Annotated in this window: 18 protein-coding genes; 4 read left to right on the forward strand and 14 right to left on the reverse strand. The window is 61.8% G+C overall.

Features of this window, described 5'->3' with window-relative positions; translation table 11 throughout:
- Positions 1 to 5: 5 nt before the first annotated feature.
- Both N2597_RS28235 and N2597_RS28240 read right to left on the reverse strand, forming a co-directional pair.
- Positions 6 to 1,634: a thiamine pyrophosphate-dependent enzyme gene (locus N2597_RS28235; RefSeq protein WP_183602119.1), complete on the reverse strand. Its 1,629-nt coding sequence runs from the start codon at positions 1,632 to 1,634 to the stop codon at positions 6 to 8.
- A gap of 33 nt (positions 1,635 to 1,667) precedes the next feature.
- Positions 1,668 to 2,846, reverse strand: coding sequence for an amino acid aminotransferase (locus N2597_RS28240; protein WP_096770527.1), 1,179 nt, complete (start codon positions 2,844 to 2,846; stop codon positions 1,668 to 1,670).
- A 150-nt stretch (positions 2,847 to 2,996) separates the two neighbouring features.
- Here N2597_RS28240 and N2597_RS28245 point away from each other — a divergent pair, with 150 nt between their 5' ends.
- Positions 2,997 to 3,464, forward strand: a complete 468-nt coding sequence (locus N2597_RS28245) for an Lrp/AsnC family transcriptional regulator (protein WP_009995216.1) — start codon at positions 2,997 to 2,999, stop codon at positions 3,462 to 3,464.
- A gap of 24 nt (positions 3,465 to 3,488) precedes the next feature.
- Here N2597_RS28245 and N2597_RS28250 read toward each other — a convergent pair whose 3' ends face one another.
- The 10 genes from N2597_RS28250 to N2597_RS28295 all read right to left on the reverse strand — a co-directional run bounded on the left by N2597_RS28250 (position 3,489) and on the right by N2597_RS28295 (position 11,883).
- On the reverse strand, positions 3,489 to 4,250 hold the full coding sequence (locus N2597_RS28250; RefSeq protein WP_183602117.1) for an ABC transporter ATP-binding protein: 762 nt from the start codon (positions 4,248 to 4,250) through the stop codon (positions 3,489 to 3,491).
- Positions 4,247 to 5,287, reverse strand: coding sequence for a FecCD family ABC transporter permease (locus N2597_RS28255; RefSeq protein ID WP_040141803.1), 1,041 nt, complete (start codon positions 5,285 to 5,287; stop codon positions 4,247 to 4,249). Before N2597_RS28255 ends, N2597_RS28250 begins: the two co-directional genes overlap by 4 nt.
- Complete coding sequence (locus N2597_RS28260; protein WP_040112540.1) at positions 5,284 to 6,309, reverse strand: ABC transporter substrate-binding protein; 1,026 nt, start codon at positions 6,307 to 6,309, stop codon at positions 5,284 to 5,286. Before N2597_RS28260 ends, N2597_RS28255 begins: the two co-directional genes overlap by 4 nt.
- A gap of 160 nt (positions 6,310 to 6,469) precedes the next feature.
- Positions 6,470 to 7,315 (reverse strand): metal ABC transporter permease, encoded by an 846-nt coding sequence (locus N2597_RS28265; RefSeq protein ID WP_077989114.1) that lies wholly within the window; start codon positions 7,313 to 7,315, stop codon positions 6,470 to 6,472.
- Positions 7,312 to 8,169, reverse strand: coding sequence for a metal ABC transporter permease (locus N2597_RS28270; protein ID WP_143539953.1), 858 nt, complete (start codon positions 8,167 to 8,169; stop codon positions 7,312 to 7,314). Before N2597_RS28270 ends, N2597_RS28265 begins: the two co-directional genes overlap by 4 nt.
- Positions 8,169 to 9,068, reverse strand: coding sequence for a manganese/iron ABC transporter ATP-binding protein (locus N2597_RS28275; RefSeq protein WP_096763170.1), 900 nt, complete (start codon positions 9,066 to 9,068; stop codon positions 8,169 to 8,171). The genes N2597_RS28270 and N2597_RS28275 overlap by 1 nt, the downstream gene beginning before the upstream one ends.
- Positions 9,065 to 9,982, reverse strand: coding sequence for a metal ABC transporter substrate-binding protein (locus tag N2597_RS28280; protein ID WP_096763195.1), 918 nt, complete (start codon positions 9,980 to 9,982; stop codon positions 9,065 to 9,067). The genes N2597_RS28275 and N2597_RS28280 overlap by 4 nt, the downstream gene beginning before the upstream one ends.
- Positions 9,983 to 10,244: 262 nt before the next feature.
- A complete protein-coding gene (locus tag N2597_RS28285; RefSeq protein WP_183602115.1) occupies positions 10,245 to 11,108 on the reverse strand; it encodes an alpha/beta fold hydrolase in 864 nt (287 codons plus the stop codon).
- A gap of 2 nt (positions 11,109 to 11,110) precedes the next feature.
- A complete protein-coding gene (locus N2597_RS28290) occupies positions 11,111 to 11,392 on the reverse strand; it encodes a hypothetical protein (RefSeq protein ID WP_040112194.1) in 282 nt (93 codons plus the stop codon).
- Positions 11,393 to 11,418: 26 nt separating this feature from the next.
- Positions 11,419 to 11,883, reverse strand: a complete 465-nt coding sequence (locus N2597_RS28295) for a hypothetical protein (RefSeq protein WP_183602113.1) — start codon at positions 11,881 to 11,883, stop codon at positions 11,419 to 11,421.
- 203 nt (positions 11,884 to 12,086) lie between these two features.
- On the opposite strand from N2597_RS28295, the gene N2597_RS28300 reads away from it, so the two are divergent.
- Both N2597_RS28300 and N2597_RS28305 read left to right on the forward strand, forming a co-directional pair.
- Entirely contained in the window at positions 12,087 to 18,386 is a 6,300-nt protein-coding gene (locus N2597_RS28300) for a HAMP domain-containing protein (RefSeq protein WP_183602111.1), read from the forward strand.
- A gap of 10 nt (positions 18,387 to 18,396) precedes the next feature.
- Positions 18,397 to 20,070 (forward strand): response regulator, encoded by a 1,674-nt coding sequence (locus tag N2597_RS28305; RefSeq protein ID WP_183602109.1) that lies wholly within the window; start codon positions 18,397 to 18,399, stop codon positions 20,068 to 20,070.
- A 76-nt stretch (positions 20,071 to 20,146) separates the two neighbouring features.
- Here N2597_RS28305 and N2597_RS28310 read toward each other — a convergent pair whose 3' ends face one another.
- Positions 20,147 to 20,449, reverse strand: a complete 303-nt coding sequence (locus tag N2597_RS28310; protein ID WP_183602107.1) for a type II toxin-antitoxin system RelE/ParE family toxin — start codon at positions 20,447 to 20,449, stop codon at positions 20,147 to 20,149.
- Entirely contained in the window at positions 20,449 to 20,730 is a 282-nt protein-coding gene (locus N2597_RS28315) for a type II toxin-antitoxin system ParD family antitoxin (protein ID WP_183602105.1), read from the reverse strand. The genes N2597_RS28310 and N2597_RS28315 overlap by 1 nt, the downstream gene beginning before the upstream one ends.
- A 171-nt stretch (positions 20,731 to 20,901) precedes the next feature.
- On the opposite strand from N2597_RS28315, the gene treZ reads away from it, so the two are divergent.
- Entirely contained in the window at positions 20,902 to 22,680 is a 1,779-nt protein-coding gene (gene treZ / locus N2597_RS28320; protein ID WP_183602103.1) for a malto-oligosyltrehalose trehalohydrolase, read from the forward strand.
- Positions 22,681 to 22,687: the final 7 nt, after the last annotated feature.

Consider the following 22,687-nt stretch of genomic DNA (forward strand, 5'->3'; position numbering starts at 1 on the left):
CGGGTTCACTCGACGTGGGGAGCCGGATGAATGAATGGCCAGGGGCTTGCTTCAGATCCTTTGTCGACGGGAACTTCTATGAGAACCGGCTCATCGAGGGATAGGGCTTTTTCGATCACGATTCTCAATTCGCTGGGGCTCGTCACCCTGTATGACCGGACACCGAAGCTCTTCGCAAGGGCGACAAAATCCGGATTGGTGAGATCGGACCCAAGGTAGCGGCCATTATAGGCCTGTTTCTGGTCGCGCAGGACGTTGCCATAGGCCGAATTGTTGAAGATGATGGCGATGACGGCGATCTTGTGCTGGACGGCGGTGGCAAGTTCCTGCACCCCGAACATGAAGCCGCCGTCGCCGGAAATCGAAATGACGGCTTTGTCAGGATTGGCTGTCTTCACGCCCAGCGCAGTGTTGAAGCCGAAGCCGAGATTGTCCTGATAGCCGCATGTCACATATTGGCGAGGACCGTAGACCGGGAACGCAAAGCGGGCGGTAAAGCCCATCTGGCTGACTTCCTCGACGAAGAAGCCGTCTCTTGGAAGAACCTCGCGAATGGCATCGAGATAGGCGAGCTGCGGCTGCACGCCTGAGAAACGAGATCTGGCTTTTTTATTAAGTTCGGCGAACTCGCTGGTGCGATCCTCGTGACGGCAACCTGCCAGCGCATCGATCAGCGCCTGCGTTCCGGCCTCGGCATCCGCGACGATGCCCACCTCGGGCTTGAGACGAACCATTTCGGTCGGATCGATATCGATGCGGATGATCTTGAGGCCCTTGGGAAGCCACTTCCATCGCATGAACTGCAATTCGAGCCGGCTGCCGATGCCGATCAAAACGTCGACCTTCTTCCAATATTCGTAGGCGGCGACGAAATTCAGATAGTGCGGGTGGTCGTCGGCGACGATGCCCTTGCCGGAGCGATGGGAGGTAACCGGCGCCTGCAGCAGTTCCGCAAGAGCGGCAATCTCGGCCCCGGCATCTGCCGCACCGCCACCGACCATGATCATCGGATTCCTGGCGCCTGATATCAGTGCAGCTGCGGCAGCGAGCTGATCGGGGTTGACGGCCGGATGAGGCGCGCTGGCGCCAATGGGGAGATTGACTTCGGGACCGGATTGTCCAAACACATCCCAAGGCGCTTCGATCGCCCCCGGACCCTGCCGGCCGGAGAGCATCTTGCAAACGACCCCTGATAAAACGGGGCCGGCTTCGGACTGGTGATTGATGCGCTCCGCCACTTTGGCAATTCCGCGCATTGTCGCGAGCTGATCCGGCAGCTCGTGCAGCTGGCCTCTGCCCTGGCCGATCAGATGGGACATGATGTTGCCGGTAATGCAAAGCACCGGGGCATTGGCGCCGTAAGCGGTGCACAGCGCCGCGCCGGAATTGAGGACGCCCGGGCCGGGGACAACGGTATAGGCGCCAATCCGGCCCGTGGATTTGGCATAGCCGTAGGCCATGTAGCCGGCGCCCTGTTCATGCCGGGTATGGATGAAGCGAAGCTTGTCGCCGGCGCCGTAAAGGGCGTCGTTGAAGTCATACATGTGGGCGCCCGGAATGCCGAAGACCGTGTCGACCCCATGGGCGACAAGCGAACGGGCGATCGCCTGGCCGGTCGTCTCTTTCCTGTTCATCTGGAAATCCAATGGCTTGGTTCGGTTATGTCACTATTGCTTCAAGCAACCTTCGGCTCGAAGTGCGGCAACGATGGCGCCGGCGTCGGCCGGCTGCATACCGGCAAGATTCATCCGCCCGGACTCGGCCATGTAGATGCCATGCCTGGCTCGGAGGACCGCCGCGATATCCTTCGACATGGCGAGATTGGAGAACAGACCACGCTGCCGGCGGATGAAAGCGAGATCGGGTGCTGCGTCGGCGAGTGAAGCCCGATTGCCGTTGACGCGCTCGCACATTTCATCGAGCTCGGCGCGCCACATTGCCGACATCTCGGCATTTTCGAGAATGGTCCTGACGATCGCCGCACCATGATCGGGCGGCATCGACCAGTTGACGCGGGCGAGGGCGGCCATATTGCTTTCAGCCTTTCCGAGCTCATTGCTGTTGCGGGCCATGACATAGAGCGCGCCGACGCGCTCGCGATAGAGACCGAAATTCTTGTCGCAGGAATAGGCGATCAGCGCCTCGTCGACGGTTTCGAGGATCATGCGTGTCGGCGCTGCATCCTGTTCAAGACCGTCGCCGAGCCCTTGATAAGCAAGATCGATGAACGGTACCAGCTTGTGCGCGACGAGGAGTTCGGCAATCCGCCGCCACTCTTCCATGGTGAAATCGATGCCGGTCGGGTTGTGGCAGCAGCCGTGAAGAAGCACGACATCGCCTGGGTTGGCGGAAGATAAAGCCTCGCTCACGCTTTCGAATTTCACCTGCTGCGAGGTGAGGTCGACGAAGGGATATTCCCTTACGGCCAGCCGCGCAGAACCGAAAATCGGGGCGTGGTTGGGCCAGCTCGGCGTGCCCAGCAAAACCTTCGCCGATGGCATTGCCGTCTGGATGAGTTCCGCGCCGAGACGCAGCGCGCCGCTGCCGCCCGGCGTCTGAATGCCGACAAGACGCTGCTCGAAGGCCGGCGATTGCCCGAAAATGATCGGCTGCAGCAGACGGACGAATTGCAGATCGCCTTCCGGGCCGAGATATTTCTTGCTGTCCTGCGTCTCCAGAAGAAATTGCTCCGCCGCCTTCACGGCCCGCATGACCGGTGTGCGGCCCATCGCGTCGCGATAGACGCCGACGCCGAGGTCAATCTTTCCGCTCCGCTCGTCGGCCTGAAAGGCTTTGATGAGGGCAAGCAGGCTGTCGGCCGGCCGGCTATTCAGTTCTTCAAACACAGGTACACCTCCGTTTTATCCTTTGGTTGGAGATTAACTGAAGTTGCACGGCGAAACTCTGCGATTGTCTGCCTGTTTCAGTGTGTCGGTGCAGACATTCTGCGTAAAATGGCTATACTATGCCGAAATTCCCCTCATCTCGGGTGAGTCATGCTTGATCAGTTCGATATCAAATTGCTCGCGGCGCTTCAGCAAAACAGCGAGATGACGCAGGGCGAGCTGTCGCAGAAGGTCAACCTGTCCGCCACCCAATGCGCACGCCGCTTGGAACGGCTGCGCAAGGAGCAATATATCCAGAGCGTCGTGGCCATTCTCAACCCCGCGAAACTGGGTTTCAGCGTCGTCGCCCATACGCTCGTCAGCCTCAGAGCGCATACCGAAGGTGGAAACGAGCGGCTCCATCGCTTCATCGAGACTGCGCCGGAGATATTGGAGTGCTATTCGCAGACGGGGGACGCCGATTTTCTGATGAAAGTCATGACGCGAGATCTCGACCATCTCAGCCAATTTCTCGAAAGGATGATCCGGGTCACCGACAATCTGGCCTCGGTCAAATCGAGCATCGTCCTGAAAACGATCAAAAAAACAACGGCTCTGCCGCTGCAGATCGTGACGTGACAGCGTCGCGCGGCTCCGGCCACCTCACCTGAGGTAGTGGATGTGCGGGCGCGAATGATAGGGGGAGGCCTCGACGCGGGCCTCGATGGAAAAGACGTCGCGCAACAGGCTTTCGCTCAGCACGTCCTCAGGCGCGCCGGAGGCGACGATCCTGCCGTGCTGCATGATGATCAGCTCGTCACAGAACATGGCGGCATGGTTGAGATCGTGCAGGGCGACGATGCTGGTGATCGGCAGGCCGGAGACGAGCCGCATCAGGCCGATCTGGTGCTGGATGTCGAGATGGTTGGTCGGTTCGTCGAGGATCAGCTCCTGCGGTGATTGGGCGAGCGCCCTGGCGATGTGGGTGCGCTGCTTTTCGCCGCCCGACAGGCTCTGCCAGCGATCGTCGCGCTTCTCCGCCATGCCGGCGCGGGTGAGCGCTGCCTCGACCGCTTCTTCGTCGGCCTTCGTCCAGCCCGAGAACATGGAGCGGTGCGGAAACCTTCCGAGTTTGACTACGTCGATGACCTTCAGATTGGCATTGGTCGTCGCATGCTGCTCGACAAAGGCAATGCGCCGGGCGATCGAACGGCGGCCGATCTTTCCAATATCGTTCCGGTCAAGCGTGACGCTGCCGGAATGCGGCCGCCGCAGGCCGGCGAGAAGCCGCAGCAACGAGGTTTTGCCGGAACCGTTCGGCCCCAGCAGGCCCAGCATCCTGCCCGGCTGCGCCTCCAGCGATACGCCGTCGACGATGGTCTTCCTACCAATTTTCCAGGTGAGGTTGTCGGCCTTGATGCTCATGATGCGCGCTGGAACCGATAGAGGATGATGGAGAAGAAGGGAACGCCGACGAGCGCGGTGACCACGCCGATCGGCAGGATTTGACCGGGAATGAGGGCGCGCGCGGCAATATCGGCGAACACCATGAAGATCGCTCCCGCTATCGCGCAGGCCGGCAGGAGGCGGATATGCAGCGGCCCGACGACGAATCGGGCGACATGCGGCACGACAAGGCCGACGAAACCGATCGAGCCGACCATGCTGACGATCGTCGCCGTCATCATCGCCGTCAGCGCAAAGAGCACCATGCGCGCACGGCCGACATTGACGCCGAGCGAGGAGGCTGCCTCGTCGCCGAAAGCGAAAGCGTCGAGCACGCGGGCGTAGAGCAGACAGGCGGCGAGGCCGAGGCCGACGACGATCGAGACCAGCGCGAACTCCGGCCAGCGCACGCCGCCGAAACTGCCGAGCAGCCAGAACATGACGTCGCGGGCCTGCTGCGCATTGGCCGAGGTCGTGACGATATAGGAGGTCGAGGCGTTGAAAAGCTGCGAAGCGGCGACACCGGCAAGGATGGTGCGGTCGGCGCCGCCACGCGTGCCGTTCGAGAGCAGCGCCACGAAGAAAAAGGCGGCGAATGCGCCGGCAAAGGCGCCTAGTGACAGCGACACCGCGCCGGAGCCGATGCCGAGAATGACGATTGCGACGGCCCCGGTGGAGGCGCCAGCCGAGATGCCGAGCACATAGGGTTCGGCAAGCGGATTGCGCAACAACGACTGCATGACGGCGCCCGACAGCGCCAGCCCCGCACCGCAGAAAGCGGCGACGAGCGCGCGGCTCAGACGATAATCCCAGATCACCGTCTCATGGATGCGGTTCAGTTCGACGGTGGTCCAGCCAAGCCGGTTGGTGACGGCCGAAAATGTAGTGGCGAGTGGGATCGGCAGGTCGCCGATCCCGACGCTGACGCCGATAGCGACAGCGATAAGGCAGAGGGAGGCCAGGAGCAGCGCGACGGCTGCTCCCAACTGCCGGAAGGGGCGGCCCGCTTCGGTCACTTCAGGAGACCGAGGGCCTTCAGCTGCTCGGCCACCTGCTCGGCGCCGTAGATCGTGCGGATAGTTGGGTTCATCGCCTGTCCGTCCATGACGACGAGCGCCTTGTTCTTGACCGCCGGGATTTGGCTGACGGCCGGATCGCTGTTCAGGAACTTGATCTTGGCTTCAGGCTTGTCGAGCTCCCAGCGGTTACGGTCGAGGCTGGCGACAACGATCACGTCGGGATTGGCGGAGATGATGCCCTCCCAGCCGACGGTCGGCCACTCCGCTTCCGCTGTTATCGCGTTATGTCCGCCGAGCAGGTCGGCGATGAAGCCGGAGGCGCCGTTCTTGCCGCCGACATAGGCATCGGCAGACGGGCTGGGGCTCGAAAACCAGAAGACGTAGGAAAGGTTCTTGCCGTCCTTGGAAACGCTGGAGCGGAGCTTCGCCTCACGCGCCTTGAAATCGGCGATCAGCGCCTGGCCGCGATCGGCGACGTTAAAGATCTGCGAGAGCTCGTCGATCTCCTTGTAGAGAAGATCCATGTTCCAGAGTTCGGCGCGGCTGCCGTACTGGTCCTTGACGTCCTTGGTGCTGAGGCAGGTGCTGGGCGAGAGATAGGTGGCGACGCCGACTTTGTCGAAATCATCGCGCTTGGCGATCTTGCTGTTTGGCCCGACCAGGCTCGGCAGCGCCACCGCGACGAAATCGGGGTTTTCGGCAAGCATCGATTCGAACGTCGGCATCTCGACGGTCAGGAGCTTCACCTTGGCATTGGCTTCGGCAAGCTGCGGCAGGACCTTGCTCGGCCAGAAGGCGGTGCCCACCATCTTGTCCTGAAGGCCGAGCAGCAGCAGGATTTCCGCGCTGTTCTGGCCGAGGCCGATGGCCCGCTCGGGCGCCTTCTTGAAGGTCACCTCAGCGCCGCAGTTTTCAAGCGTCAGCGGGTAGGTCGTCGAACCCGCCAGCGATGGGGTTGCGGCAAGGCCGATAAGGGCGGAGAGGCCGCAGGCGGCCAGAAGCGATTTGAGGTTGGTCACGAAGAAATCCCCGGTGCGTGAGTATATGCGGCCGCGGTATAGCCTCAGGAGAAGCAAGGAAACAAGACCGAATAAATCAACTTATCGCAAAATCGACAGCACCGATGCGGTGGGCACCCTTCATTCCGGAGACCGGCGGTGGTTCAGCGACGACTGCTGCTCAGCTCGCCTCTCTGGTTTCGATCTGCGCGGCCTTGCGCGTGGCATGGAGGAAGGCTCCAATGAAGGCGACAGCGAACAGGAGAACGATGGTCGGGGCCGGCGCGCTGTCGATAAAGAAGGACAGATAGACGCCGGCAAAAGCCGTGATCACCGCGATTGCGACCGACACAGCGAGCATCGTGCTGAAGCGGCGCGTCAGCAGATAGGCGATGGCGCCCGGTGCGATCAGCAGCGAGATGGCGAGAATGATCCCGACCGAGCGAAGCGCTGCCACGATCGTCAGCGAAATAAGGCAGAGCAGGCCGTAATGAAGGAGGTTCACCTTCAGCCCGACCGCTCTTGCCTGCGCCGGATCGAAGGCGTGCAGCAGCAGGTCACGCCATTTGACGGCGATGATGATGGCCGTCAGCGCCGCAATGGCTCCGGTCTCGACGATGTCGCGGAAGCCGATGCCGAGCATATCGCCGAAGAGGATGTGATCGAGATGTACCTCGGACTGGATCTTCACATAAAGGACCAGGCCGAACCCGAACATGCCCGAAAAGACGATGCCCATCACCGTGTCCTGCTTGATACGGCTGTTGTCTTTCAGGAAGCCGGTGGCAAGTGCGCAGACCATCCCCGCCGAAAAAGCGCCGACCGCTAGGGGGAAGCCGACGATATAGGCGATGACCACGCCTGGGAATACGGCATGGCTCATGGCGTCCCCCATGAGTGCCCAGCCCTTGAGCACAAGGAAGCAGGAGAGCAACGCAGTCGGGATGGCGATCAGCACCGAGATGATCAAGGCATTGATCATGAAATCGAACTGGAACGGCGCCAGCAGGACGGTGAGACCGCTCATGGGGATGCCTCCAGAGCTTGCGCGGCTCTGCGCCGGCTTGCCAGCATGCCGTGCTTGGGCGCCAGGAAGAAGGCGGCAAGAAAGATCAGCGTCTGGAGCACGATGATGATGCCGCCGGTCGCGCCGTCGAGGAAATAGCTGACATAGGCGCCGACGAAGCTGGTCGCTGCTCCGATCGCCACAGCGATGACAAGCAGCCGCGGGAAACGATCGGTCAGCAGGTAGGCTGTCGCGCCCGGCGTTACCACCATGCAGATGACCAGAAAGGCGCCGACGGTCTGGAGTGCGGCGACCGTCGAAGCCGACAGCAGCGTGAAGAACATGATCTTCAGCCGCGTCGGATTGATCCCGATCGAACGGGCGTGGGTCTCGTCGAAAAAGACGACCATCAGGTCCTTCCACTTCACCAACAGGATGGCGAGCGAAACAAAGCCGATAACGGCAAGCTGGAGCGTGTCCTCGGGCGTGATTGCAAGGATGTTGCCGAGGACGATCGTCTGGATGTTCACTGCGGTCGGTCTCAGCGACACCATGAACAGGCCAAGCCCGAAGAAGGAGGAGAAGATCAAGCCGATGATGGCGTCTTCCTTCAGCTTGGTGCGCTGGTTGAGGAAGAGCATCGCCGCGGCAGCCAGGCCGCCGGAGAAGAAGGCGCCGATCGAGAAGGGAAGTCCGATCATATAGGCGCCGGCGACCCCCGGCACGATGGAATGCGAGAGTGCGTCGCCGATCAGCGACCAGCCCTTAAGCATGAGGTAACAGGAGAGGAAGGCGCAGACACCGCCGACAAGAGCCGAGACCCACATGGCGTTCAGCATGTAGTCATAGGTGAAAGGTTCGAGAATGGCGGCCATCAGCCCTGCTCTCCGGTTTCGTCCGCCGGGACGGGCGTCGGCAGCTTGCCCTCCCGCAGAACCAGCGGCCGCTCGTCGTCGGTGAGGATGCCGACGGGATATGACTTGCCGCCGGAGCCATTCAAGACGAGATGGCGAAGTACGCCGCCGAAGGCTCTCTCGAGGTTTTCCTGGGTAAAGGTCTCGTCCGTCGGTCCATAGGCCAGGACCGTGCCCTTGATCAGCACCGTGCGGTCGCAGAATTCCGGCACGCTGCCGAGATTGTGGGTCGAGACCAGCATCACGCGACCTTCGTCGCGCAGCGAGCGCAGCAACTTGACGATGGCCTCTTCGGTCTTGACATCGACGCCGGTGAAGGGCTCGTCAAGCAGGATGACCCGGCCGTCCTGCGCCAGCGCACGAGCCAGGAAGACACGCTTCTTCTGGCCACCGGAAAGCTCGCCGATCTGGCGCTTGCGGAATTCGCTCATGTTGACGCGTGCGAGCGCCTTGGACACAGCGTCGTGGTCGGCCGCTTTCGGTATTCGCATCATCCCCATGTGGCCGTAGCGCCCCATCATGACGACGTCTTCGACCAGCACCGGAAAGTTCCAGTCGACCTCTTCCGATTGTGGCACGTAGGCGACGAGATTTTTCCTCAGCGCCTGTTTGACTGGCATGCCGAGCACCGAAATCTCGCCCCTGGCGAGACGCACGAAGCCCATGATCGCCTTGAAAAGCGTCGACTTGCCGGAACCGTTGACGCCGACGAGCGCGGTGACGGTGCCGGTGGGTGTTTGGAAGCTGGCGTCGCGCAGCGCCGTGTGGCCATTGCGATAGGTGACCGTGGCATCCCTTACGAAAATGCCTCCCCCCGCATCCAAGGATGCGGGGAGAACAGAGGAAGCAATCGCGTTCATTGCGACAGGCCTTCGGCAAGACCCTTGACGACAGTGTCGGAGGTGACGCGCAGCAGGTCGATATAGGTCGGCGTGGGACCGTCGGCTTCGCTTAAGGAGTCGACATAGAGCACGCCGCCATAACGGGCGCCGGTTTCGCGGGCGACCTGCCGGGCCGGCTTGTCCGATACGGTGCTCTCGCTGAACACCGCAGGGATCTTATTGGCCCTGACGGCATCGACGACCTTGCGAACCTGTTGCGGCGTGCCCTGCTGATCGGCATTGATCGGCCACAGATAGAGCTCCTTCAAGCCGAAGTCGCGAGCGAGGTAAGAGAAGGCCCCTTCGCTGGACACCAGCCAGCGCTTGTCCTCGGGAATGGTGCCGAGCTTCTCGCGGATCGGCGCGATGGTCGCCTCGATCTCCTTCTTGTAGGCCTCGGCGTTCGCCTTATAGACCTCGGCATTCTTCGGGTCGTATTTGACGAAGGCGTCGCGGATGTTGTCGACATAAATGATTGCGTTCTTCGGCGACATCCAGGCGTGCGGATTGGGTTTGCCGCTATAGGGACCTTCGCTGATGCCCATCGGCTCAACGCCGGTGGAGACCACGACGTCGGGAACATCTTTCAGGTTCTGGTAGAATTTCTGGAACCAAAGTTCGAGATTGAGCCCGTTCGACAAGAGGATCTGGGCGCCCTGCGCCCGTCGGATGTCACCGGGCGTCGGCTGATATTCGTGGATTTCAGCCCCTGGCTTGGTGATCGACTCCACGATCGCCGCGTCCCCGGCAACGTTCTTTGCCATGTCGGCAATGACGGTGAAGGTGGTCACCGCTTTGAACTTCTCCTGCGCGGCAGCACTGTCGGCCAACAGGCCGAGCGCGGCGACGGCTACCATCCCGGTTATGACTCTGCGTCTTAGGCAACTAAGCATGAATATTCCCTTCTTTGCTTCATCCATCCTCGCGAGCCCTCCCCGGCAATTAAGACTGCCTTGGTGTATTCGTAAGGCAGAAACAACGTTCGGCGCGACGGCCGGAAACGAATTTCCCGAGGAAATGCGACGCATATGCAGTTACTGCCGATGAGCCTCTTTTTATCTATTCTGCAATTGCGACTGAATTGCAACAAGGATTTTCGAAAAGAGGCGGCAGACTGTCATGTTAGCGACGATATGAAGCCAACTGACGGGACCATTAACGAGCTTCAAGAAATGCCCGGATCGCCTGCGAGAGTGCATCCGGATTTTCCTCGGCCACGTGGTGGCCGCTGTCTATCCCGAAACCCCGCACGTCCTCGGCCCAGTTTCGCCAGATGAGGATGGGATCGCCATAGATCTGTTGCAGGTCGTCGCGCAATGACCAGAGGCATAGCGTGGGGCACGTCACTTTTCTGCCGGCATCGCGGTCCTCCCGGTCATGGTGATGATCGATGCTGAGACTGGCGCGATAGTCTTCGATCATACCATGGACGACAGCCGGATCGTGAATGACGTCGATGAGATCGTCGTAAGCTTCCTCACCCATCAGCCCGGGCGAGAGCTTGTCGTACCATGCCGAGGGATCAGTTGAGATCGCTCGTTCAGGCTTTTTCGGCTGGGCGAAAAAGAACCAGTGGTACCAGTCCCGGGCAAATTTCCAGTCGGCGCGTTCGAGATGCTCGATAACAGGGAGGCCGTCGACGACGATGAGCTTGCGCACGCAGGCGGGATGATCAATCGCCATCCGGAACGCCGTCAGGCTTCCACGATCGTGGCCGACGACGAAGAAGCTTTCGTGCCCCAATCGCCTCATCAGCTCAATGAGTGCGTGAGCCTTGGCGCGCTTGGAGGAATTGCTGCTATCGGGAGTGTCAGGTGGCTGGTAGGAGCGGCCGAAGCCGGGAAGATCGGGACAAACGACCGTGAAGTGCGGTGACAGCAATTCCGCCGTCCTGCCCCAGGTCATATGCGTGCGGGGATGCCCGTGGAGGAGAAGAACGGCAGGCCCCGAGCCTCCGTGGCGGACCCGCAGCGAACCCGGGCCGATGTCGACCATGTCGAGGGCAAAGCCGTTAAACATCGTCAGGTCAGTTTTCCCACAGCCTTGGCGTAGTCCGAAAACGTGAAACGTTCGCCTCGCTTGTTTGCCTCATCCGCAAGCATCAGCACACGGATGGGAAATAGGATGGCGGCGCGGTTGGCATCGGACAACTCGTGGTCATCATCGTCCTCAACGGCCTTCCTCGCTTTCGCGAGCGCCGCATTGAGTTCCTGGTGGGTGAGCAGTTCTTTTTCCACGATTGCGTCGCAGATCGACGCCATCGCCATGATCAGGCCCTTGAGCTGCAGGTTGGCGGTATTCATGAGAACTCCAATGAAAGAGGCGTGCTCTAATCCGGTTCAACCGACCGGATCGTGTCGACCGAGACCGTACCCTCGACGATGCCACGTTTGACATCGCGCCTGTTCCGGTCGATCTCGATGACAGTATAGAGCTTGTCATCGCGGAAGGCACTGGCATTGGCCGTCGTCACATCCTCGGCGGGCGCCGCATCCACTTCCATGAAATCGAGTTCGCGCGCCGCGGCGACGATCCTGGCATCACCAGGCGTTCTGGCGGCCACGACGACGATGCCATGGCCGGGGGAATTGTCCCATCTTGGATCATCGGGGGCGGCAATCGGTTCCAGCCGGTAGATGTTGAGCAGTTCATCGCCGGCATCGGTGGAGGCTTCCGTCGCCGCATCCTGCATCTGCGCCTGGCTTTCGACCGATTTTCCAAAGGTGGTCGGGCTGGTGGCGTTGTTGATCTCTTCCTTGCCGGTCCTTGAGACGTTCGACATGTCGCTCTCCATTGTCAGGACCGAAACGACGGTCGGCGGAGAACGGTTCCAGCCTGCGCGAAAAACTGCAAAGCCGGCTGCCTGCATGGGCTTTGGGTTTATGCAGCTATTAAGTTCATTTTGAATGATAAATCATGATAAGCTCTACCGGGGATGGCCCATACCATTTTTCAAGTTGAGCACTAAATTACCAGTCGTCGAAGAGGGGGACTTTCGTGAGCAACCAAACCAGCGAATTCGCGCGTGACGACGCCGCGGCAGAGAGCCTCATTGGGCCCGACCACAAAACCATGGCGTTCGATGACGCCAGCGCGCTTCTGGAGGTCCTGGTCGCGGTCAGGCGCGGCGATTTCTCCGTGCGGATGCGCTCTGATCTCACCGGCGTCACCGGCAAGATCGCCGACGCCCTCAACGACATTATTGCCGCCAACCAGCGCATGGCCCAGCAGCTCGAACATGTCGGCCAGGTCGTCGGCCGCGCCGGACGAACGAGTACAAGGGTGCGCTTCGGCCTTTCCGATGGGTCCTGGTCCGAGATGGAAGGATCGATCAACGGCCTGATCGACGATCTCCTGTGGCCGACGACGGCGGTGACGCGCACGATCACCGCTGTTGCCAAGGGTGATCTGCTGCAGACCGTGCCGCTCGACGTCGACGGCCGGCCGCTCAAGGGCGAATTCCTGCGCTCGGCCGATATCGTCAACACGATGATCAAGCAGCTGAGCGTCTTCACTTCGGAGGTGACGCGTGTGGCCCGCGAGGTCGGCACGGACGGAAAACTCGGCGGCCAAGCGCAGGTGCCCGAGGTGACCGGCGTCTGGAAGGACCTGACCGAAAGCGTCAATTCGATGGCGTCGAACCTGACGGCGCAGGTGCGCAACATCGCCGAAGTGACGATCGCCGTTGCCAACGGCGACCTTTCCAAGAAGATCACCGTCGACGTGCGCGGCGAAATCCTGCAGCTGAAGGAAGCGATCAACACCATGGTCGACCAGCTGCGCTCGTTCGCTTCGGAAGTGACGCGCGTGGCCCGCGAGGTCGGCACCGAAGGCAAGCTCGGCGGCCAGGCGCTGGTGCCGGGTGTCGCCGGCACCTGGAAGGATCTGACCGATAGCGTCAATGCCATGTGCGGCAATCTGACGGCACAGGTGCGCAACATCGCCCAGGTGACAACGGCCGTGGCGCGCGGCGACCTGTCGCGCAAGATCACCGTCGACGTGTCGGGCGAAATCCTGGAGCTCAAGGAAACCATCAACACCATGGTCGATCAGCTCAACGGCTTCGCCGGCGAGGTGACGCGCGTGGCGCGCGAGGTCGGCACCGAGGGCCGGCTCGGCGGCCAGGCGCAGGTGCCGGGAGTCGCCGGCACCTGGAAGGACCTGACCGACAACGTCAATTCCATGGCCTCGAACCTGACGGCGCAGGTGCGCAACATCGCCGAGGTCTCGACCGCGATCGCCAATGGCGACCTGTCGAAGAAGATCACCGTTTCGGTGTCGGGCGAAATCCTCGAGCTGAAGGAAACCATCAATACGATGGTCGACCAGCTGAACGCCTTTGCCTCGGAAGTGACGCGCGTCGCCCGCGAAGTGGGCACGGAAGGCCGGCTCGGCGGCCAGGCCAATGTGCGCGGCGTCGCCGGCACCTGGAAGGACCTGACCGAAAACGTCAACTCGATGGCCGGTAACCTGACGGCGCAGGTGCGCAACATCGCCGAGGTTTCGACCGCCATCGCCAATGGCGACCTGTCGAAAAAGATCACCGTCCCGGTTTCGGGCGAAATCCTCGAGCTAAAGGAAACCATCAACACGATGGTCGACCAGCTGAACGGTTTTGCCGGCGAAGTCACGCGTGTGGCGCGCGAGGTCGGCACGGAAGGCCGGCTCGGCGGCCAGGCAAACGTGCGCGGTGTGGCCGGCACCTGGAAGGATCTGACCGACAGCGTCAATTCCATGGCCTCCAACCTCACCGGCCAGGTGCGTAACATTGCCGAAGTCGCGACAGCGGTTGCCCAGGGTGACCTGTCGAAGAAGATCACCGTTCCGGTTTCGGGCGAAATCCTTGAGCTGAAGGAAACGATCAACACGATGGTCGATCAGCTGAACGGCTTTGCCGGCGAGGTCACGCGCGTTGCGCGCGAGGTCGGCACGGAAGGCCGGCTGGGCGGTCAGGCCAATGTGCTCGGCGTCGCCGGCACCTGGAAGGACCTGACCGACAGCGTCAACTCGATGGCCGGCAATCTGACGGCGCAGGTGCGCAACATCGCCGAAGTCTCGACCGCCATCGCCAATGGCGACCTGTCGAAGAAGATCACGGTGTCGGTCTCGGGCGAAATCCTCGAGCTCAAGGAAACGCTGAACACCATGGTGGATCAGCTGAACCGCTTCGCCTCGGAAGTGACGCGTGTCGCCCGCGAAGTCGGCACCGAAGGCAAGCTCGGCGGCCAGGCGCAGGTGCCGGGTGTCGCAGGCACCTGGAAGGATCTGACCGAAAACGTCAATTCCATGGCCTCCAACCTCACCGGCCAGGTCCGCAACATTGCCGAAGTGACGACCGCCGTGGCGCGCGGCGACCTGTCGCGCAAGATCACCGTCGACGTTAAAGGGGAAATCCTCGAGCTGAAGAACACCATCAATACCATGGTGGATCAGCTCAATGCCTTCGCCGGTGAAGTGACGCGTGTGGCGCGCGAAGTCGGCACCGAAGGCAAGCTTGGCGGTCAGGCGCAGGTTTCCGGTGTGGCCGGCACGTGGAAAGATCTGACCGACAGCGTCAACTCGATGGCCGGCAACCTGACGGCACAGGTGCGCAATATCGCCGAGGTGGCGACCGCGATCGCCAATGGCGACCTGTCGCGCAAGATCACCGTCGACGTGCGCGGCGAAATCCTGCTGTTGAAGGACACGCTGAATACCATGGTCGATCAGCTTCGTTCCTTTGCCGGCGAAGTGACGCGTGTTGCCCGCGAAGTCGGCACCGACGGCCGCCTCGGCGGTCAGGCCGTCGTTCCCGGCGTTGCCGGCACCTGGAAGGACCTGACCGACAACGTCAATCTGCTCGCCGCCAATCTGACGACCCAGGTTCGCAACATCGCCGAAGTCACGACCGCCGTGGCGCGCGGCGATCTGTCGCGCAAGATCACCGTCGACGTGAAGGGCGAAATCCTCGAGCTGAAAAATACCATCAACACCATGGTGGATCAGTTGAACGCTTTCGCGGGCGAAGTGACGCGCGTCGCCCGCGAGGTCGGTACCGAGGGCAAGCTCGGCGGCCAGGCGCAGGTGCCGGGCGTCGCCGGCACCTGGAAGGACCTGACGGACACCGTCAACGTCATGGCCGCCAACCTGACCGAGCAGGTGCGCGGCATCGTCAAGGTAGTGACGGCGGTGGCGAACGGCGATCTCAAGCAGAACCTCACCGTCGCCTCCAAGGGCGAAGTCGCCGCACTTGCCGAAACCATCAACAACATGACCAACACGCTTGCCACTTTTGCCGATCAGGTGACCACGGTGGCGCGCGAGGTGGGCGTAGAAGGCCGCCTCGGCGGCCAGGCGAACGTGCCGGGCACGGCCGGCACCTGGAAGGATCTGACGGGCAACGTCAACCTGCTCGCCGCCAACCTGACGACACAGGTGCGCGCCATCGCCGAAGTGGCGACCGCCGTCACCAAGGGCGACCTGACACGCTCGATCAAGGTCGATGCGCGTGGCGAAGTGGCCGAGCTCAAAGACAACATCAACACGATGATCGACAATTTGCGGCTCACCACCGAGCGCAACACCGAGCAGGACTGGCTGAAGACGAACCTGGCGCGTTTCACCAACATGCTGCAGGGGCAGCGCGACCTGACGCTGGTCGGCAAGATGCTGCTGTCGGAGCTGGCGCCGCTGGTCGGCGCCCATCAGGGCGTCATCTATCAGGTGGATGCCGACGAGAGCCAACCCTTCCTGTCGCTGCTCTCGGTCTATGCGCAAGGGGGCGAGGCGGCGCATCCGCCGCGACTCGACCTTGGCCAGGGCCTGGTCGGCCAATGTGCGAGCGATGCCCGCCGCATCCTCGTCACCGATCTGCCCGATAATGTCGTACCGATCAGCTCCGGCGTGTTCACCACCCTGCCGAGAAGCGCAATCGTGCTGCCGGTGCATTTCGAGGGGCAGGTGAAGGCGGTGATCGAGCTCGCCTCCGCAGGCGATTTCACCGAGCTGCAGCTCTCTTTCCTCGACCAGTTGACGACATCGATCGGCATCGTTCTCAACTCCATCGAAGCGACCATGCAGACCGAAGGCCTGCTCAAGCAATCGCAGCAGCTCGCCGCCGAGCTGCAGACGCAGCAGCGCGAACTGCAGCAGACCAACGAACAGCTCGGGCAGAAGGCGCAGCAGCTCGAGGAACGCAACGTCGAAGTCGAGGCGAAGAACCAGGAGATCGAGCAGGCCCGGCGGGCGCTGGAAGAAAAGGCGGCGGAATTGGCGCTGACCTCGAAATACAAATCCGAATTCCTCGCCAACATGTCGCATGAGCTGCGCACGCCGCTGAACTCGATCCTGATCCTCGGCCAGCAGCTGGGAGAAAACCCCGATGGCAACCTGTCGGGCAAGCAGGTCGAGTTCGCCAAGACGATCCATGGCGCCGGCACCGATCTGCTGAACCTCATCAGCGATATTCTCGATCTTTCCAAGATCGAGTCCGGAACGGTCTCGGTCGATGCCGAGGAGATCTTCGTCAACAACCTGCTCGAAGTGATGGCGCGACCGTTTCGGCACGAAGCGGAAACGCGGAACCTGTCCTTCGAGGTCGAGGTCGGCGCCGATGTTACGAAGAGCATCATCACCGACTCCAAGCGGCTCCAGCAGATCCTCAAGAATCTGTTGTCGAACGCCTTCAAGTTCACCGCGCAGGGCGGCGTGACACTTCGCGTTGCATCGGCGACGAGCGGCTGGTCGTCGGATCATCCCTCGCTCCGGCACGCGCCATCGGTGATCGCCTTCGAGGTCGTCGATACCGGCATCGGTATTCCACCGGAAAAACAGCGTATCATCTTCGAGGCGTTTCAGCAGGCGGACGCCTCGACAAGCCGCAAATATGGCGGCACCGGCCTCGGGCTGGCGATCAGCCGCGAACTGGCAAACCTGCTCGGCGGCGAGATCCAGCTGCGCAGCACGCCGGGCGTCGGCAGTATCTTCGTGCTCTACCTGCCGCTGACCTATGTCGGCGCCGGTGCGGTTGCACCCAGGCCGGTTCCGCCGGCAAATGTCGTGGAATTCGCCGAGGCGGCGGCAAGCCGCCGCGCCGAAAAGCCCGCCGAGCACGTCGCAGACGACCGTCACCGGATAGAGGCCGGCGACTCGGTGCTGCTCGTCGTCGAGGACGACGCGCATTACGCCCGCGTCCTGGTCGATCTCGCCCGCGACAACGGGTTCAAGGTGCTGGTGGCGATGCGCGGCAGCGATGCGTTGACGCTCGCGCAGGATTACAAGCCATCGGCGATCTCGCTCGATATCTTCCTGCCTGATATGCTCGGCTGGACGGTGCTGAGCCAACTCAAGCAGAACCCGCAGACGCGGCATATTCCGGTGCAGATCATCAGTCTGGACGAGGATCGGCAGCATGGACTTACGCGCGGCGCTTTTGCCTTCATGAGCAAGCCGACGACGCCCGAAGGCCTCGGCAAGGCGCTGTCGCGCCTGAAGGCCTATGCCGAGCCGCGCCGCAAGCAGTTGCTGCTCGTGGAAGACGACGAGGCGGAGCGCTTGAGCGTCACTGCGCTTCTCGGACATGACGACATCGACATCACCAGCGTCGGCTCCGGATCCGAGGCGCTTGCCGCTTTGCGTCGCAATTCCGCCGACTGCGTGGTGCTCGATCTTTCTCTTCCCGACATGTCGGGCTTCGACGTGCTGGAGCAGATACGCGACGATGTCGAAATCGGCGAGGTGCCGGTGGTCGTCTTCACCGGCAGGGAGCTCTCTGCAGAGGAGGACGCGACGCTCCACAGCATGGCCCGCAGCGTCGTGGTCAAGGGTGTGGAGTCCCCCGAACGGCTTCTCGACGAGACGGCGTTGTTCCTGCACCGGGTCGTCGCCGATCTGCCGGCGGCAAAGCAGGCGACGTTGCGGGAACTGCATAGTTCGGACGAGGATCTCGTCGGCGAAACCGTGCTGCTCGTCGACGACGACGCCCGCAATATCTTCGCCCTCAGCAGCGTGCTGGAGCGCCGCGGCATGAGAGTTCTGACCGCGACGACCGGCAGCGAAGCCATTGACGTCATCAACAACGAACCCTCGGTTGCGATCGTGCTGATGGACATCATGATGCCCGGGATGGACGGTTACGAGACGATGCAGGTCATCCGCTCGGAGCCCCGCTTCCGGCGGTTGCCGATCCTGGCGCTGACGGCCAAGGCAATGAAGGGCGACAGGGAGAAATGCCTGGAGGCGGGAGCGTCGGATTACCTGGCGAAGCCCGTCAATACCGAGCAGCTGCTGTCGGCGCTGCGCATGTGGCTGCATCGCTGAGGATCCGGCCATGAACCGCGTCAACATCCTTCTCGTCGACGACCAGCCCGCGAAGCTCTTGAGCTACGAGGTCATTCTCGAAGAGCTCGAGGAAAACCTCATCAAGGCGCAATCGGCGCGCGAAGCCTTCGAGCACCTGTTGCGCACCGAAATCGCCGTCATCCTCGTCGACGTCTGCATGCCCGAGCAGGACGGATTCGAGCTCGTCAGCATGATCCGGCAGCATCCACGCTATCAGAATACGCCGATCATCTTCGTCTCCGCCGTCATGCTGGCCGAACCGGACCGGCTGCGCGGCTACGCGGTCGGCGCCGTCGACTACGTCTCCGTTCCGATCGTGCCCGAGGTGCTGAGGGCCAAGGTCAGGGTCTTTGCCGATCTTTACCGGAAAACGCGGGAACTCGAACGCCTGAATGCCGAGCTGGAGGCGAGGGTGCACCAGCGCACCGCCGAGCTCGAAACATCGGCAGCGCAGTTGCGTCAGCTGAATGAAGAACTCGAGCACCGAATCGACCAGCGGACGCGCGAGCGTGAGGAGGCGCTGGCGCAGCTCTTCGAAGCGCAGAAGCTCGACACGATCGGTCACCTCACAGGCGGCGTTGCGCACGACTTCAACAATCTTCTCATGGCGGTGCTCGGCAGTCTCAACCTGCTGAAGAAACGCCTGCCGGCGGATGAGCGCAGCGAACGCCTGGTGACCAACGCCATCCAGGCGGCCGAGCGCGGCACGGCGCTCACTCAGCGCCTGCTCGCCTTCGCCCGCCGTCAGGAGCTGAAGCCGCAGGCGGTCGACTTCCTCAGGCTGTTCGAAAACGTCGAGGATCTGCTCGCCAAGGCTGTGGGGCCGCGCGTCGAGATCCGAAAGTGCATCCCGGCGGATCTGGCGCCGCTGCTGGTGGACAGCAACCAGCTGGAGCTGGCCCTGCTCAACCTCTTCGTCAATGCGCGCGATGCGCTCGAAAGCGGCGGCGCGGTGACAGTCACCGCGACGGCGGAGGAGGCACGGCCGACCGGCCTTGCGGGCGGGAATTACATCAAGATATCGGTTTCGGACGATGGCGAGGGGATGGACGAGGCGACGGTCCTGCGTGCCGCCGAGCCATTTTTCACCACCAAGGGGATCGGCAAGGGCACCGGTCTCGGCCTGTCGATGGTGCACGGCCTGGCCGCGCAATCGGGCGGCTCGATCCAGATCTTCAGCACGAGAGGGAAGGGCACCACCGTCTCCCTCTGGCTGCCCGTCGCCGAGAGCTTCACCAGGGCGCAGCCGGCGGTCGTGACGGCGCCCGCGGAACCTGTGAATCCGGTGTCGCGATCGCTTGCCATTCTTGTCGTCGACGACGATGCGCTCGTCAGGACCGGAACCGTGGCGATGCTGGAGGACCTCGGACATCTCCCGCGCGAGGCTGCTTCCGCTTCCCAGGCCCTGGAATTCTTCGCCGGAGGAGAGGAGTGCGATCTTGTTATCACCGATCACGCCATGCCGGGCATGACCGGCGCCGAGCTCGCGCGTCACCTTCGTGCAGCCTTCCCCAACCTGCCCGTGATCCTCGCTTCCGGCTATGTCGAGCTTGCCGAGGACCAGGGGCTCGGCCGAATGCTCAGGATGACGAAGCCGTTCACGCAAGAGCAGCTTCAGGCGGCCATGGACGAAGCGCTCCGGGACAAGGTCGCGGCGGCGTGATCGACGAAGCGAGTGGCAGGCGGTTCACCTTGATAGGCGGGCAGCGTGCGATTGTGATAAGTTTAGGACCGCTGCTCTAGCTTTCCTCGCTTTCAAACCGCTGGCCGGCATAGAGGATACGGATGATAACAACCTCAGTGGGCTCGACAACGAACGCTACGCTTACCCGACGCTCAAAGCCCACTATGCGCAAGCCTGGGCGAACATCACGGAGGCTGCCCCGTTCAGGATACATCTCGAACCCACCCACGAAGGTCCTGATGCGGGCCACATATTCGCGGGCGACGGCGGCAGACGCGGATTTCCTACGAACGAAAGCATAGATACGCGCCACATCCAATTCCGCCTCATCGGTGAGGCGGATATGATAGCGCCTCATTAATCTTCTGCCCGATCAATCTCGTCCATGCGGGCTTCAAGGCGCTTCCAGGCCTCATCGAGGGGTTTGGCTTTAGTGGGATCGGCCTTATATGCGTCATAGGTTGCCGCAACTTCCGTTCGAAGCCAATGCTCGACAGCATTTTCGCGTTCTTGCAAAGCTCTCAGCCCTTCGCGAATAACTTCGCTTTCTGAGGCGTAATCACCGTTGGACACTCGTAGCTTAACCAGCTTCGCCATTTCCACGGGTAATGTAATGCTCATCTGCTGGGTCGATCGCATCGATTGCACTCCTATCTGTCTGCACCTCAATAACACGTGATGGGATGCAATCCTACTCCATCTCAGCCGATTTGCTTCTGACAATCGCAGCTTCTCACGTCTGCTTGCAGACGAAACTTTTTCCTCCTGCAAAAGTTACCCATATCCCGGCCAATCATCAAAGGCGCTCCCTTGACCAAAACGACGTTCGGCCCCGCCTTCAGCGAAGACGGCATTCTGTTCCGACTCTGGGCTCCGCTGCATGAAAGCATGTCATTGAGGATCGAAGGCGCGGACCCCCGTCCGATGCAGGCGGATGACGATGGCTGGCATCGCTGCATGGTCGCGGATGCCCGAGCCGGCACGCGCTACCGTTTCGTGCTGCCGGACGGTCTCGAAGTTCCCGATCCGGCCTCGCGCTTCCAGCCGCAGGATGTGTACGGCCCGAGCGAAGTGGTCGATCTTTCCGACTACCGCTGGAAGACCAATGCATGGACCGGCCGGCCTTGGGAAGAGATGGTCATCTACGAACTGCATATCGGCTGCTTCACAGGGCAGGGTACTTTCAGGGCTGCGATCGAGCGGCTTGACCATCTGCGTCAACTGGGGGTGACGGCGCTGCAGATCATGCCGCTCAGTGACTTTCCGGGCCGCTATAGCTGGGGCTATGATGGCGTGCTTCCCTATGCACCCGACAGCAGCTACGGCCGGCCGGAGGATCTCATGGCGCTTGTGGACGCCGCACACGAGCGTGGCATCTCGGTCTTCCTCGACGCGGTCTACAATCACTTCGGGCCGGACGGGAACTATATTCCGTCCTACGCGCCGCTCTTTACCGATCATCACAAGACACCCTGGGGCAACGGCATCAATTATGACGGCGACGGCTCCGAGATGGTCCGCGAATTCATCATCGAGAACGCCCTCTATTGGATCACCGAGTTCCGGCTCGACGGTTTTCGCTTCGATGCCGTCCATGCCATCAAGGACGACAGCAAGGAACATCTTCTTCATGCGCTCGCCCGTCGTGTCAGGGCAGCGGCCGGCGACAGGCAAGTTCATCTGATCGTCGAGAACGAGGAGAACGACAGCGACCTTCTGCAACGCGATGAGAGCGCCGAGCCGAGACTGTTCACGGCCCAGTGGAACGACGACTTGCACCATGTGCTGCATATCGCTGCGACCGGCGAGACCTTCGGCTATTATGCCGACTACGCCGGTGATGCCGATAAGCTCGGCCGCGCTCTGGCGGAAGGCTTTGTGTTCCAGGGCGAGCACATGCCTTATCGCGGCGCGAGCCGGGGCAGGCCGAGCGGCCACCTGCCGCCGACCGCCTTCGTGTCCTTCATCCAGAACCATGACCAGATCGGCAACCGGGCGCTCGGCGACCGCATCATGGCCGCGAGCCCGGCCGATGCCATCAAGGCCGTCACATCAATCTACCTGCTGGCGCCCGAGATCCCGATGCTGTTCATGGGCGAAGAATGGGGTGCCAAAGAGCCTTTTCCGTTTTTCTGCGATTTCGACGAGGATCTGAACGACAAAGTCCGCAAAGGCAGGCGCGAGGAACTGTCGCGCCTGCCGGGCTTCGATGCCGACGAGCTTCTCGACCCGACGGCGCCGTCGACGTTCGCTGCCGCAAAGCTCGACTGGTCGAAGCTCGCCTCCTCCGAGATCCTCGATTTCTACAGGACGCTTCTCGATCTGCGGCGCCGGCGGATTACTCCCTTGCTGAAAGCCGGTGTTGGAAATGCGTTCTATCATTCGGCTGGCACTGCGGTCGCGGTGGATTGGACGCTCGCCGGCAACCGACGCCTGCACCTCCGTGCCAATCTCGGCAACGAGAGGGCAAGGCTTGCCGATCAGGCGGCAGGCGGAGAGATGATCTTCCGGCTCGGAGACAACGACGACGACGAGCTGGCGCCCTGGGCAGTGATCTGGAGCCTTGGTGAAGCATCAGGGGCCATATGAAAGCGAC

This window comes from Rhizobium sophoriradicis (assembly GCF_025200795.1).
In the GTDB taxonomy this organism is placed as follows: Bacteria; Pseudomonadota; Alphaproteobacteria; order Rhizobiales; family Rhizobiaceae; genus Rhizobium; species Rhizobium sophoriradicis.